The organism is Nocardioides nitrophenolicus (assembly GCF_016907515.1).
Classification (GTDB): domain Bacteria; phylum Actinomycetota; class Actinomycetes; order Propionibacteriales; family Nocardioidaceae; genus Nocardioides; species Nocardioides nitrophenolicus.
In genome coordinates this window covers 1,867,031-1,880,537 of the sequence record NZ_JAFBBY010000001.1, presented here as the reverse complement: position 1 = coordinate 1,880,537, position 13,507 = coordinate 1,867,031, and the positions used below count along the sequence as shown (strand labels likewise).

Here is a 13,507-nt window from a genome sequence, read left to right as displayed (position 1 = left end):
CGCTCAGAGCCAGGGGCCCAGCGGCTCGGCGTCGAGGCCGTGCGGGCGCCCGGCGAGGTACGCCGCCACGTCCGCCAGCGGCCCGGCCGGGACGTCGTCGAGCCCGCGCCGGGCCGCGATCTCGTCGACGAGCCGGGTGAGGAAGTCCGTGGGCAGGTCCGCGAACGTGATGCCGGTGTCGAGGTCGACGGCGTGGATCCACACCTCGCGCGAGCGCATCCAGAGGATCTCGGTGGCGGGCACCGTGCGCCCCTGGGCGGTGACCACGGACGCCTGCCACCGGGACTCGTCGAGGCCGCCCAGGTCGCCGGCCAGGGCGGCCGCGGACGAGTGCGCCCAGAACCGCAGGTCGGCCGGTGCGCGCAGGGCGCCGGCCGCGATGTCGTCGGCGCGTTGCCGCGGCGAGGCGTACATCGGGGTCTCGACGCCGGTGGCCGCCCAGTGGACGAGGTTGCGCAGCGCGTCGGCGTTGGCGGCGACATGGGCGACCAGGTGGGCGCGGGTCCACCCGGGCAGCCCGCTCGGCGCGGCGTAGTCGTCGTCGCCGAGGTGGTCGACGGCGTCGAGGAAGAGCGAGGTGCCGTCCCGCATCCAGGTCAGCGACATCAGCCCGCCTCGACCAGCGTGGTGCACGCGCCGAGACCGTCGATCGCGGCCACCACGGTCTGGCCCGGGCGCAGGTAGACCTTCGGGTCGCGGGCGTGCCCGACGCCGCCCGGGGTGCCGGTGGCGATCAGGTCGCCGGGGCGCAGCGTGGTGATCGTCGAGATGTACCGCACGAGCGTGACCGGGTCGAAGAGCAGGGTGCCGGTGTCGTCGGACTGCACGATCTCACCGTCGACCGTGGTCGAGACGCGGAGTGCGGGCCGGACGCCGCCGACCTCGTCGGGCGAGACCAGGTAGGGACCGACCGGCGTGGACGCCTCCCAGATCTTGCCCTGGGTCCACTCGACGGTGCGGAACTGCCAGTCGCGCATCGAGATGTCGTTCATGACCGTGAAGCCGGCGATCGCGGCCTCGGCCTGGCTCTCGGTGGCGCGGCGCACCTCCTGGCCGATCACGATGACCAGCTCGACCTCCCAGTCGATGTCGGGCGCCTCGGCCGGAGCCCGCAGCGGGTCGTCGGCGCCGATCAGGCTGTCGGCGAACTTGGTGAAGAGCGTCGGGTACGACGGCAGCTCGCGTCCCATCTCCCTGATGTGGTTGGTGTAGTTGTGGCCCACACAGATCACCTTGGCGGGGTGGGGCACGACGGGCGCGAAGTCGGCCCCGGCGACCGGCCAGGTCGTCGCGCCGGCCGGCGCCGCGGGCGAGCCGGCGGCCAGCCAGGCGCCGAGGTCGGCGTACCCGAGGTCGACGAGGAGGTCGCCGTCGCGGCGGACCGCGCGGGTGCCGGAGGAGGTGCGGAGGGTGGCGAGCTTCATCAGTCGTCCTTGCTGTGGGTCTGGGTGCGGTGGAGCCGGAGCGCCTCGAAGAGGGGCGCGTCGGAGAAGCGGAACAGGTCGAGGGCGCCGGAGTCGGAGTCGGACGCACCGGCCTCGGAACGGGCCGAGAACGGCAGCCACGAGGGCACGACGAACAGGTCGCCGCGGGAGACGGTCCAGGTCGCGTCGCCGACCATGACGGTGCCCGAGCCGTCGAACACCTGGTAGACCGACGACCCGGTCTCGCGCACCGGCGCGGTCTCGGTGCCGCGGGTGATCCGGTGCATCTCGGCCCGGATCGTGGGCAGCACGTCGGAGCCGGTGGCGGGATCGGAGTAGCGGACGGCCGCGTGACCGGGCGCGACGCAGCCCTGGTGCCCGTCGGCCGCCAGCGCGAGCTGGTCGGCGAGGGCCCGGTCGGTGTGTGCCCACTTGTAGGACAGGAGAGGCGTCCCCGGCCCGGTCGGGGTCGCGGCGAGCGGTCGCAGGCCGGGGTGAGCCCACAGTCGCTCGGAGCGCGAGCGCTCCGGGGTGGTCCGCTCCTCCTCGTCGAGGGTGTCGCGGCCGAACTCGAAGAACTGGGCGTCCACCGCGTACTGCAGCGGGATGTCGAGGCCGTCGATCCACGCCATCGGCTCGCGGGTGGCGTTGTGGTGGGCGTGCCAGTTCCAGCCGGCCTGGGGCAGGAGGTCGCCGCGGTTCATCGGTACGGCGTCGCCGCCGACGACCGTCCAGACCCCGGCGCCCTCGACCACGAACCGGAAGGCGTGCTGGGTGTGGCGGTGCTCGGGGGCGTCCTCGCCGGGCATCAGGTACTGGATCGCGGCCCAGAGGGTCGGGGTCGCGAACGGACGTCCGCCGAGGGCCGGGTTGGCCAGCGCGATCGCGCGCCGCTCACCGCCGCGGCCGACCGGTACCAGGTCGCCGGCCCGCTCGGCCAGCGCGCGCAGCGCCTGCCAGCGCCACAGGTGCGGTACCGCGCGCGGGCGCGGGTGGGCGGGCATGAGGTCGCCGATCTCGGTCCAGAGCGGGACGAGCAGCTCGTCCTCGAAGCCGCGGTAGAGCGCGACGAGCTCGGGGCTGACGACCGGCTGGTCGGGGGCGTCGACGGCGGTGAGGTGGAGGGGCGAGGGCGCGGTGCTCATGCGTACCTCTGGACGTAGGTCTTGATCTCCTGGAACTCGCCCAGGGCCGCGACGCCGTTCAGCCGGCCGACTCCGGACTGCTTGAAGCCACCCTCCTCGAAGAAGTCGGTCACCACCGCCCACGCGTTGGTCCACACGGTGCCGGCCCGGAGCCGGCTCGCGACCCGCGCCGGGAGGTCGACGTCGCGGCTCCAGACCGACGCGGCCAGGCCGTAGTCGGTGGCATTGGCCCGCGCCACCGCGTCGTCCTCGTCGGTGAACGTCTCGAACGTCGCGACCGGACCGAACACCTCGTCCTGGACGATCGGCGCGGTGACGTCGGCGACGACCAGCAGGCTGGGCTCGTAGAAGGCGGTGCCGGCGCGCTGTCCGCCCCGCAGCAGCGCGGTGGCCGAGCCGTCGTCCAATGCGGCCTGGACGGTCGCGTCGACCCGTGCGGCGTTGGCGGCATCGATCATCGCGCCCATCTGGCTGGCCGGGTCGCCTCCGGGGCCGACCTCGACCGCGGCGAGCGAGGCGACCAGACGCTCCGCGAGCTCCTCGGCGATGTCGGCGTGGGCGAGGATCCGGCTGCCGGTCATGCAGAACTGACCGGCGAAGGTCGTCACCGCGGCGGTGAGGGTCGGGATGACGGCGTCGAGGTCGGCGTCGGGGAAGACGATCATCGGTGACTTGCCGCCCAGCTCGAGGGAGACCCGCTTCAGCCGGGCGGCGGCGCCGGCCATGATGATCCGGCCGACCCGGGTGCTGCCGGTGTAGCTCACGACGTCGACGTCGGGCGACGACACCAGCAGCTCGGCGAGCGCGGAGCCGGACTCGGTGACGGAGTTGACCACGCCGGCGGGCAGGTCGGGGGTGTCGGCGAACAGCTGGTGCAGCATGCCGTTGACCAGCCCGGTCTGCGCCGGCATCTTCATCGCGACCGTGCAGCCGGCGGCCAACGCCGGAGCGAACGAGCGGACGGCCAGCACGACCGGGGAGTTCCACGGGACGATCACGCCGGCGACGCCCGCCGCCTCGGGCACGCTGCGCTGGATCAGCCCGGGCGCCACCTCGCCCGCTCGGCCGGCCTCGGTCAGCGCGAGCGCGGCGTAGTAGCGCAGCTTGGGGATGGTCAGGCTGATCTCGAAGCCGGCCTCGCCGAGCGTCTTGCCGTTCTCGCGGGCCAGCGCCTCGACGAACAGTCCGGACCGCTCTTCGAGCAGGTCGGCCATCTGGAGCAGGACGCGGTGGCGGAGCGCACGGTCGCGGGACCAGTCGGTGCGGTCGAAGGCCGCGCGGGCCGCGGCGACGGCGGCCGCCGCGTCCTCCGCGCCGCCGTCGGCGAAGCTGCCGATGCTCGTCCCGGTCGCGGGATCGGTCGCCTCGGCGGTCGCGGCGGAGCCGACGAGCTCGCCGTCGAGGTACTGCAGTGCGGGGTCCGGTGCGTGGTCAGCCATGCCGTGGAAGGTACGGACGCGTCACGGGGACGCTCCCGGACCTTCCGTCACGCGGAATCCGGTTGAGAGCCCGCGTCGAGGTCGCGAGCCAGCCGGAGGGCCACCTCCCAGAGCGCGGCGTGCAGGCGAGGGTCGCGCACGGCATCGCCCTCGACCGCGGGCAGCGACACGGCGAGGCCGAGCCACGGGGCGCGGGCGCGGGTGGGTACGGCGCAGCCCACCGCGACCAGGTCGGCCTCCGTGCGGCGCAGGTTGTAGGCCACCCCCTCCTCGCGCACCCGCGCCAGCTCGGCCTCCAGGGCCTCGAGCCGGCCGGGGGTGATGCCCTCGCCCTGGAGGGCGGCGTGGCGGCCGGTGAGCAGGGCATGGAGATCGGCGCGGGACAGGTGGGCGAGCAGCGCCTTGCCCGCGGACGCCTCGACCGCCGGCAGCGTCGTACCGGTCCGCTCGGAGATGTGGTGGCCGCGGGTGGCGACGACGGTGTGCAGGATGCGTGCCGAGCGGCCCTCGAGCGCCAGCGCGCTGACCGTCGCGCCCGTCTCGTCGCGCAGCGTCGTCAGATGGCTGCGGAGCAGCACGTCGAGCTGGTCGGCGTCACGCCGCGAGCCCTGGAGCCGCGGACCGAGCCGGTACCGGTGGGACGAGTCCTGCTCGGCGAAGCCCCGGTAGACCAGCGTCGACAGGATGCGATGGGCCGTCGACGGGGACGCCCCGAGCAGGTCGGCCACCTCGGCGAGCCGGACGTCGTCGCGCTCCTGCAGCAGCATGATCACGCGCAGCGCTCGGTCCACCGAGCCCACGGCGTAGGGAGGCTGCTTGACGACTCTGACCTGCCGCACGTTCGCACCCTATGTCAGGCGATCCGCATCGTCCTGGGTCGCGCGGTTCGCCCGGGCCCGGCGCTCGAGCAGGCTGCGCTCGTCCCCGTTGCGGGTGCGCCGGGCCGCCTCGTCGAACGCGGCGGCCGCCTCGGCGCGCCGGCCGGCCCGCTCCAGCAGGTCGCCCCGCACGCTCGGCAGCAGCGGCGAGTCGCGCAGCGCGTCGGGCGGGAGCGCCGCGAGGACCGCGAGACCGGCGTCCGGGCCGCCCGCACGGCCGTGGGCGACGGCCCGGTTGACCTCGACGACCGGGCCGGGCGCGGCCTGGGCCAGGACGTCGTACAGGCGGGCGATGCGGGGCCAGTCGGTGGCCGCCGCGGAGGTGGCCCTGGCGTGCTCGGCGGCGATCGCGGCCTGCAGGTAGTAGCGGCCCACCGGGACGCCACGCGCCGCGATCTCCTCCGCCCGGCGCAGCGCGGCGAGGCCGCGGCGGATCAGCAGCTGGTCCCAGCGGGAGCGGTCCTGATCGTCGAGCAGCACCGGCGCGCCGTCGGCGTCGGTGCGCGCCGGCAGCCGGGAGCCCTGCAGCTCCAGCAGCGCCTGCAGGCCGTGGACCTCCGGCTCCTCAGGCGCGAAGTCCGCGAGCAGGCGAGCCAGCCGGATGCCCTCCTGGGCCAGGTCGGGGCGGGTCCAGTCGTCGCCCGCCGTGGCGACGTAGCCCTCCGTGAAGACGAGGTAGACCACCGCCATCACGTCGTCGATGCGCTGGGTGCGCTCGGCGCCGGTCGGCAGCTCGATCTCGGCGCCCGCCTCGGCGAGGGTCTTCTTGGCGCGCGAGATCCGCTGGCCCATGGTGGTACTCGGCACCAGGAAGCCGCGCGCGATCTCGTCGGTCGTCAGCCCGCCGACCAGGCGCAGGGTGAGCGCGGCGCGGGACTCCGGCGTGAGCGCGGGATGGCAGCACAGGAAGACCAGCCGCAGGACGTCGTCCTCGATGTGGTCGACCTGGGACTCCAGGTCGGGCATCGCGCTCACCTCCTCCGCCGCGTGTCCGAGCTCCTCGGTCTTGCGCCGCAGGCTCTCGGCGCGCCGGAAGGTGTCGACGGCGCGTCGCTTCGCCGTCGTCATCAGCCAGGCGGCCGGGTTGTCGGGTACGCCGTCCTCGGGCCAGCGCTCCAGCGCGGCGACCAGCGCGTCCTGGGCGAGATCCTCGGCCAGCTCCACGTCGCGCGTCATCCGCACGAGCGCGCCGACCAGGCGGGCCGACTCGGCCCGCCAGGTGGCGGTGATCGCGTCGGCGGTGGTGGCGTCGGCCATGCGGCCAGCCTAGGGCCGGCCGCACGGACGGCGGATCAGGCTCCAGCGGCCTCGGCGGTCTCGGGTGCCTCGTCGGAGATCTGACGCAGAGTGGCGACCATCGAGCACTCGGGCCAGTACTTGGCGTGGAGGGCGGCGAACTCCTCCTGGTTGGCGATCGCCTCCTCGAGGCTGTCGTACTGCAGCAGCGCCCAGCCGCCGACGGCCTCCCGGGCCTCGGCGTACGGGCCGTCGACGCGGGTGACCTCGCCGGTGCGGACCACGAAGTTCACGGCGTCCTCGAGGCCGAACAGGCCGCCGCCGTCGAGGAAGTGGCCCTTCTGCGCCTGCTCGCCGATGTAGGCGTCCATCGCCTCGAACAGCGCCTGCGGCGGGTTGCCCTGTCCGTCTTCCATCCGGACGAGTCCCATGAAACGCGGCATCTCGATCAGTCCTTCGGTTCGTTGGTGAGTGACTTACGAACCTACGTCGAACGGGCGACGGCTACTTCGACATGGACCCCGAAAAGATTTTCGTGGCGGTGTGGCGTGGCGGTGTTGCGAGGCGCTGTAACACGCAGTTCGCCGCTCTGCCCGACCCTGGACGTCGCGGAACGGCGTCCGTACGGGTCCGCAACATGAGGCTCGGGTCGGGAAGACCGGCGCACCGCGTGTTACAGCCCGAGTGGGTCCGGAACACCCGCGAACCCCGTGTTACAGCCCGAGCGGGTCCGGAACACCAGCGAACCCCGTGTTACAGCCCGACCGATCACACGTTGCGCCGGTACTGCCCGCCCACCTCGAAGAACGCCTCGGTGACCTGGCCGAGCGAGCAGACCCGGGCGGCGTCCATGAGCGCGGCGAAGATGTTCTCGCCGGTCGTGGCCACCTCCTTGAGGCGGGCGATGGCGGCGGTGGCCTCGTCGGCGTGGCGGGCCTGGAAGTCGCGCAGGCGTACCAGCTGCGACTCCTTCTCCTCGGTCGTGGCGCGGGCCAGCTCGATCTCGTCGGGGGTGCCGTCGCCGGACTCGGGCGCCCGGAAGGTGTTGACGCCGATGATCGGCAGGGTGCCGTCGTGCTTGCGGTGCTCGTAGAGCATCGACTCGTCCTGGATCCGGCCGCGCTGGTAGCCGGTCTCCATCGCGCCGAGGACGCCGCCGCGCTCGGAGATGCGGTCGAACTCGGTCAGTACGGCGGCCTCGACCAGGTCGGTGAGCTCGTCGACGACGTACGAGCCCTGGAGCGGGTTCTCGTTGGAGGCCAGGCCCCACTCGCGGTTGATGATCAGCTGGATCGCCAGCGCCCGGCGCACCGACTCCGCCGACGGGGTGGTGACGGCCTCGTCGTAGGCGTTGGTGTGCAGCGAGTTCGCGTTGTCGTAGATCGCGATCAGCGCCTGCAGGGTGGTGCGGATGTCGTTGAAGTCCATCTCCTGCGCGTGCAGCGAGCGGCCGGACGTCTGGACGTGGTACTTCAGCTTCTGGGAGCGCTCGTTGGCGCCGTACCGGTCGCGCATCGCGATCGCCCAGATCCGACGGGCGACCCGGCCGATGACGGTGTACTCCGGGTCCATGCCGTTGGAGAAGAAGAACGACAGGTTGGGGGCGAAGTCGTCGATGTCCATGCCGCGGGCGAGGTACGACTCGACGTAGGTGAAGCCGTTGGCGAGGGTGAACGCGAGCTGGCTGATCGGGTTCGCCCCGGCCTCGGCGATGTGGTAGCCCGAGATGGAGACCGAGTAGAAGTTGCGGACCTGCTGCTGGATGAACCACTCCTGGATGTCGGCCATGCAGCGCAGCGAGAACTCCGTGGAGAACAGGCAGGTGTTCTGGCCCTGGTCCTCCTTGAGGATGTCGGCCTGGACCGTGCCGCGGATCGACTTGATCGCCTCGTAGGGGTCGATGCCGCGCTCGCGGGCCTGGTCCATCGCGGTGTTGAGGTAGAACGCCAGCACCGTCGGCGCGGGGCCGTTGATCGTCATCGACACCGACGTCGTGGGGGAGAGCAGGTCGAAGCCGTCGTAGAGGGCCTTCATGTCGTCGAGCGTCGCGACGGAGACGCCGGAGGTGCCGACCTTGCCGTAGATGTCGGGGCGCTCGTCGGGGTCGCGGCCGTAGAGCGTGACCGAGTCGAAGGCGGTCGAGAGCCGGGTGGCCGGCTGGCCCTCGGACAGCATCCGGAACCGCTTGTTGGTGCGGAACGGGTCGCCCTCGCCGGCGAACATCCGGGCCGGGTCCTCGTCGGCGCGCTTGAACGGGAAGACGCCGGCCGTGAACGGGAAGTGGCCCGGCAGGTTCTCGCGGCGCCAGTAGCGGACCAGCTCGCCGTGGTCGGCGAAGCGGGGTACGGCGACCCGCGGCACGCGGTTGCCGGAGAGCGACTCTCGGCCCTTGGTCGCGGTGTCCTCGTCGTACTGCGCGACGACGTCGGGCCACGCCCTCAGCTGGTCGCGTACGTCGAGCGGCAGGTCGTCGTTGGCGCGGGCCGCGGCGGCGGCGAGGTCCTCGATCTCGGCGAGCTCCTCGGCGACGGCGGCGAAGCGCTGCGCGCGGCGGGCCTTCTCGACGAGCACCTCGGTGTCGGCGTGGTAGCCGCGCACGGTCTCGGCGATCTCGGCGAGGTAGCGCACCCGGTCGGCCGGCAGCACCTGCTGGATCCGGGTGGACTTCTTGCCCTCGACCGGCGCGAGCATGCCCTCGGAGACGGCCAGGCCCTTGCCGACGAGCAGGCCGCGCAGGTGCTGGTAGAGCGCGGTGACGCCGTCGTCGTCGAAGGTGGCGGCCGACGTGCCGAACACGGGCATCTCGGCGGGCTGCTTGCCGAACGCCTCGCGGTTGCGGACCATCTGGCGGCCCACGTCGCGCAGCGCGTCCTCGGCGCCACGGCGCTCGAACTTGTTGATCGCGACCGCGTCGGCGAAGTCGAGCATGTCGATCTTCTCCAGCTGCGACGCGGCGCCGAACTCGGGCGTCATCACGTAGAGCGAGGTGTCGACGAAGGGCACGATCGCGGCGTCGCCCTGGCCGATGCCGGGGGTCTCGACGATGACCAGGTCGAAGCCGGCGGCCTTGATCACGGTGAGCACGTCGGTGAGGTGCTCGGGGACCTCGTGCGCGCCGCGGGTGGCCAGGCTTCGGAAGTAGACCTGGTTGCGGTCCAGGCCGTGGCCGGTCAGGTCGAGGCTGTTCATCCGGATCCGGTCGCCGAGCAGCGCGCCGCCGCCCTTGCGCCGGGTCGGGTCGACCGCCAGCACCGCGACCCGGACCTTGTCCTGCTGGTCGACTCGCAGTCGTCGGACGAGCTCGTCGGTGAGGCTGGACTTGCCGGAGCCGCCGGTGCCGGTGATGCCGAGGACGGGGACGGCGTGGGCGGCCGCCGCCTCGGACAGGCGCTCGAGCAGGGCCTGGTCGAGCCGGCCGAGCTCGGCGCCGGTGATGGCGCGGGCGAGCGCGGTGCGGTCGCCGCTGAGGACCTGCTCGGCGGTGACGCTGCCGGTCTCCCACAGGTCGGTGTCGCACGCCTCTACGACGGTGTTGACCATGCCCGGGAGGCCGAGCCGCTGTCCGTCCTCGGGGGAGAAGATGGTGACGCCGGAGTTGCGCAGCCGGTTGATCTCGTCGTGGACGATGACGCCGCCACCGCCGCCGACGACCTTGATGTGCCCGGCGCCGCGTTCGCGGAGCAGCTCGGTGAGGTACTCGAAGTACTCCACGTGCCCGCCCTGGTACGACGACACGGCGATGCCCTGCACGTCCTCCTCGATGGCGGCCTCGACGACCTCGGCCACCGAGCGGTTGTGCCCGAGGTGGATCACCTCGCAGCCCTGGCTCTGGAAGATCCGGCGCATGATGTTGATCGAGGCGTCGTGGCCGTCGAACAGGCTGGACGCCGTCACCAGGCGGACGGGGTGCTGCGGGACGTGCAGGGTGTGCTCGGGCATCGGTCCTCCAAACTCCTTGGATCTCCGATAGTAGGACGTCCAAGTAATCTGGAAAAGCCCAGGGATGTCATAGGGTTCGGCGCATGCCCGCGTCCCGCCTGCCGTTCGACCCGATCGACCGTGCCGGCGACCTGTGGGAGGAGCACTTCGGCGACGCGACGGCGATGCGCCTGGCCACCTCGGTGATGCGGGTCCAGCAGCTGATGATCGGGGCGCTGGACGCCGCGCTGAAGCCGTTCGGGCTGACCTTCTCCCGCTACGAGGTGCTCGTGCTGCTCCTGTTCAGCAAGCGCGGCTCGCTGCCCCTGAGCAAGATCGGGGAGCGGCTGATGGTGCACCCGACCTCGGTCACCAGCGCCATCGACCGCCTCGAGGCCCAGGGCTACGTCGTCCGGGTGCCCGACGAGGAGGACCGCCGTCGCACCCTCGCCCGGCTCACGCCCGAGGGCCGGGCCACGGTCCGCAAGGCGACCACGGCGGTGACCGCGATCGACTTCGCCGTCACCGGGCTCAGCGGCGACCAGCAGAGCGACGCCTACGACCTGCTGCGGCGGGTGCGGCAGGCGTCGGGAGACTTCGCGGACTGACGGGCTCGGCCTACTTCTTCGACCTGCTCTGGCTCACCTGGGTCGTCACGGTCACCTGCGGTGCGCCGGAGCCGGCAGCGGTGTTCATCACCTTGAACCTCAGCTTGCCCGGGGTCAGCCTGGTCACCTTGATCACCAGATAGGTCGAGCCGTGCTTCGTCCTCACCTTGAGGTGGCGGCCCTTGACGGCGACGACCCTGCCGTGGCGCACGATCCGCAGCTTCTTGACCTTGAAGGCGTCGAGCGGGCTGGTCCAGGTCAGCGTGAGCTGCGCGGAGCGGGACTTGCGCTTGATCTTCACCGCGTGGTTCTTCGACTTACCGACGGCGATGTTGTCGACGAAGGTCTTCGGCGGCGTCTGGCACGTGAGCCGGGTCTGGATGTCGTTCATCACCGACTGCAGCGCCTGCGCGTCGGGGAGCGCGTAGTAGACGCCGCCGGTCTCGTTGGCGATCTGCTGCAGCCGCGCCTGATCCGCGACGCCGGCCAGGCCGGGGCTGAAGCCGATGACGTACGTCGGTGTCTGCGGTGGAGCGGGGTTGAGATGGGTGTTCAGGTAGGTCCCGCTGTTGTGCCCACCATCGGTCAGGAAGATCCGCACGCTCGCGCCCGGGTTGACCGTGCGGGCCGCGTCGAAGGCGAGGTTGTAGTCGGTGCCGCCGTTGTCGGCCTGGATCGCCGCGTCGAGTGCCGCCTTCATCGCCGCGGCACTGGGTCCGACGGCAGCCGGCGCGAAGACGTCGGCCGGAGAGGAGCCGAACTCCGTAGCGCCCAGGACCTGCGCCGGGGCGAGGGCGTCGATGAGCAGGTTCATCGCCTGGACCCGCAGCCGCCCCGGGTCGGTCGACGACATCGAGCCCGAGTCGTCGACGATCGCCTGGATGTCGGCGGCCGGCGCGCACGCCGCTGCCGCCGCGGCGCCGGCCGGGGCGCTCGTCGGCGCCACCAGTGCGGTCGCGACGAGCCCTCCCGCCACTGTCCATGCCAGCCCTGAGCCTGTCGTCCGCATGATGGTCCCCCTCGCTCGGCGTCAGGGCATCGTCCATCGCGTCGGAGGGCTAGAACATCACCGAAATGCGGGGTATCCGGGACTCAGTACACCGTGATCCGCAGCGCCCGCATCTTCGCGTAGAGCGTCGTCCGCGAGATCCCGAGCGCCTGCGCGGCCTTGACCTTGTTGCCGTCGTGCTCGCGCAGCGCCGCGACGATGACGGTCCTCTCGGCCCGGTCGATGGGGGCGAGCGGGCGGGCCGGCTCCTGGGTGCGGTAGGCCTCGGGGAGCTCGTCGACGACGACGGCGCCGGTGCGCCGCCGGCGTACGACGTGCTCGACGACGGCCCGCAGCTCGCGCAGGTTTCCGGGCCAGGGCTGGGAGGACAGCGCGCCGAGGGCGCCGGGGGTGAAGTGGAGCGAGGGGTCGGCGCCGAGGTCGACCAGCATGGCGCGGACCAGCTCGGGGATCTCCTGGGGCCGGCTGGCGAGCGGGGTGAGCAGGCGGCGCTCGGTGCACTCGCCGGCGAGGGCGGCGGCCCGCCCGGACAGGCCGTCGACGGGGCCGCTGACGAGCACCAGGCGCGGGGCGCGGCGCTCGGCGAGGTGGGAGGCGACCAGGTCGACCAGGTCGTCGGGCAGCAGGTCGATGCCGTCGATGCAGACCGAGCCCTGGCCGGCCCGGACCAGGGCGCCGAAGTTGCGGGCCCAGGCGTCGGTGCCGTCGAGCAGCGCCGAGGCCGCGTTGAGGACGGCGACCGGCTGGGGGTCGGCGAGCCGGCGGGCCTCGGCGGAGCGGCCCGAGCCGGGTGGGCCGGCGACGAGCAGGGGAGCGTGGGTGGAGGGGGCGTCGGTGGCCGGGCGCGGGCGCTTGGGCTCGCGGTGCGGCTCGACGTGGAGCAGCGCGCCGCCGCGGGCGCCGCCGACCCGCGCCGCCTCGACCCGGACCTCGAGGCCGGACTCGAGGGTGAGGTCGATCGACGCCTCGCCGCGGACGTCGGAGGCCAGCATCCGCAGCAGCGCCACGTCGGTCGAGCCGAGCAGGTCCGCGGCGGCCTGGTTCGACATCAGCAGGTCGTTGCCGATCGCGACCACCGCCCGCCGCCGGCTGGCGGCGGCCTGGAAGGCGGCGAGCAGCTGCTTCTCCGAGACCCGGCTGCCGTCGAGCAGCCGCTGCTCGATGTCGGCGACGGCGCGGGCGACCAGCGGCGGCAGCAGGGGGCTGGCCTCCTCCATCAGCGCCGTGATGTCGAGGACCCCCTCGATCCGGCGGGTCGTGGGATGGAAGATCGGGTGGCCGTAGCAGCTGAAGCGGCGCAGCGCGACCGCGAAGTGCTCCCGGCCGTTGACCGAGATGCTGGTCCGGGTCTCCAGCACGGTGCCGAGCGCGTTGGTGCCGACCGCCTCCTCCAGCAGCGAGGCCCCGACGTCGACGCCGAGGTTGTCGAACGCCCGGCGGGCGCCGGTGTCGCCGCACCAGCGCTGCGCGATCCGGCCCTCCCGGTCGACGAGCAGGGTGCCGAACATGGTGCCCTCGAGCTGCTCGTTGAGCTCGTCGAGCACCGGCGACGCGGCGATCTGCAGCGGCGTGGTGTGGTCGACGTCGCCGTAGGTCAGGTGGTCGAGGGCCGAGCCCGGGGTCAGCCCGGCCAGCTCGGCGCGCCGCCAGGACTCCGCGATGGGATCCCGGAGGTCCTGCGCTCGGGTCGTCACGGTTTCCTCCCTGGGTCGCTCGTCGTGGCGGCCGTCACAGTATGCGGAGGAGGGTTGGGAGGCGGTTGTCCAGTTTCTGAACACTCACGCGCGGCCGGTCTTGCGAGTGTGGCGGGCGTCACCCCAGCCGTCCCCGGCGCGAGATCAGGAGAACCC

General features: G+C 72.7%; 11 protein-coding genes. 1 reads left to right on the top strand and 10 read right to left on the bottom strand.

Features of this window, described 5'->3' with window-relative positions; genetic code table 11:
- Nucleotides 1–3 precede the first annotated feature (3 nt).
- The 8 genes from JOD66_RS09285 to icmF form a co-directional block, all read right to left on the bottom strand.
- Nucleotides 4–606, bottom strand: coding sequence for a maleylpyruvate isomerase family mycothiol-dependent enzyme (locus JOD66_RS09285; RefSeq protein ID WP_239545151.1), 603 nt, complete (start codon nucleotides 604–606; stop codon nucleotides 4–6).
- A complete protein-coding gene (locus JOD66_RS09280) occupies nucleotides 606–1,424 on the bottom strand; it encodes a fumarylacetoacetate hydrolase family protein (RefSeq protein WP_204836598.1) in 819 nt (272 codons plus the stop codon). The genes JOD66_RS09285 and JOD66_RS09280 overlap by 1 nt, the downstream gene beginning before the upstream one ends.
- Nucleotides 1,424–2,569 carry a cupin domain-containing protein gene (locus JOD66_RS09275; RefSeq protein ID WP_204836597.1) on the bottom strand — a complete coding sequence of 382 codons (1,146 nt, stop codon included), beginning with the start codon at nucleotides 2,567–2,569 and terminating at the stop codon, nucleotides 1,424–1,426. The genes JOD66_RS09280 and JOD66_RS09275 overlap by 1 nt, the downstream gene beginning before the upstream one ends.
- Nucleotides 2,566–4,008, bottom strand: a complete 1,443-nt coding sequence (locus JOD66_RS09270) for an aldehyde dehydrogenase family protein (protein ID WP_204836596.1) — start codon at nucleotides 4,006–4,008, stop codon at nucleotides 2,566–2,568. The genes JOD66_RS09275 and JOD66_RS09270 overlap by 4 nt, the downstream gene beginning before the upstream one ends.
- Before the next feature lie 47 nt (nucleotides 4,009–4,055).
- On the bottom strand, nucleotides 4,056–4,847 hold the full coding sequence (locus JOD66_RS29440; RefSeq protein WP_204836595.1) for an IclR family transcriptional regulator: 792 nt from the start codon (nucleotides 4,845–4,847) through the stop codon (nucleotides 4,056–4,058).
- A 9-nt stretch (nucleotides 4,848–4,856) separates the two neighbouring features.
- Entirely contained in the window at nucleotides 4,857–6,143 is a 1,287-nt protein-coding gene (locus JOD66_RS09260; protein ID WP_204836594.1) for an RNA polymerase sigma factor, read from the bottom strand.
- Nucleotides 6,144–6,178: 35 nt separating this feature from the next.
- Nucleotides 6,179–6,565, bottom strand: coding sequence for a YciI family protein (locus JOD66_RS09255; RefSeq protein ID WP_204836593.1), 387 nt, complete (start codon nucleotides 6,563–6,565; stop codon nucleotides 6,179–6,181).
- Nucleotides 6,566–6,890: 325 nt separating this feature from the next.
- Nucleotides 6,891–10,061: a fused isobutyryl-CoA mutase/GTPase IcmF gene (gene icmF, locus JOD66_RS09250; protein ID WP_204836592.1), complete on the bottom strand. Its 3,171-nt coding sequence runs from the start codon at nucleotides 10,059–10,061 to the stop codon at nucleotides 6,891–6,893.
- A gap of 83 nt (nucleotides 10,062–10,144) precedes the next feature.
- Here icmF and JOD66_RS09245 point away from each other — a divergent pair, with 83 nt between their 5' ends.
- Nucleotides 10,145–10,648: a MarR family winged helix-turn-helix transcriptional regulator gene (locus JOD66_RS09245; RefSeq protein WP_204836591.1), complete on the top strand. Its 504-nt coding sequence runs from the start codon at nucleotides 10,145–10,147 to the stop codon at nucleotides 10,646–10,648.
- Between the two features lie 10 nt (nucleotides 10,649–10,658).
- Here JOD66_RS09245 and JOD66_RS09240 read toward each other — a convergent pair whose 3' ends face one another.
- Nucleotides 10,659–11,624 carry a vWA domain-containing protein gene (locus JOD66_RS09240; RefSeq protein WP_204836590.1) on the bottom strand — a complete coding sequence of 322 codons (966 nt, stop codon included), beginning with the start codon at nucleotides 11,622–11,624 and terminating at the stop codon, nucleotides 10,659–10,661.
- A 116-nt stretch (nucleotides 11,625–11,740) separates the two neighbouring features.
- Entirely contained in the window at nucleotides 11,741–13,351 is a 1,611-nt protein-coding gene (locus JOD66_RS29435; RefSeq protein WP_204836589.1) for a sigma-54-dependent Fis family transcriptional regulator, read from the bottom strand.
- Nucleotides 13,352–13,507: the final 156 nt, after the last annotated feature.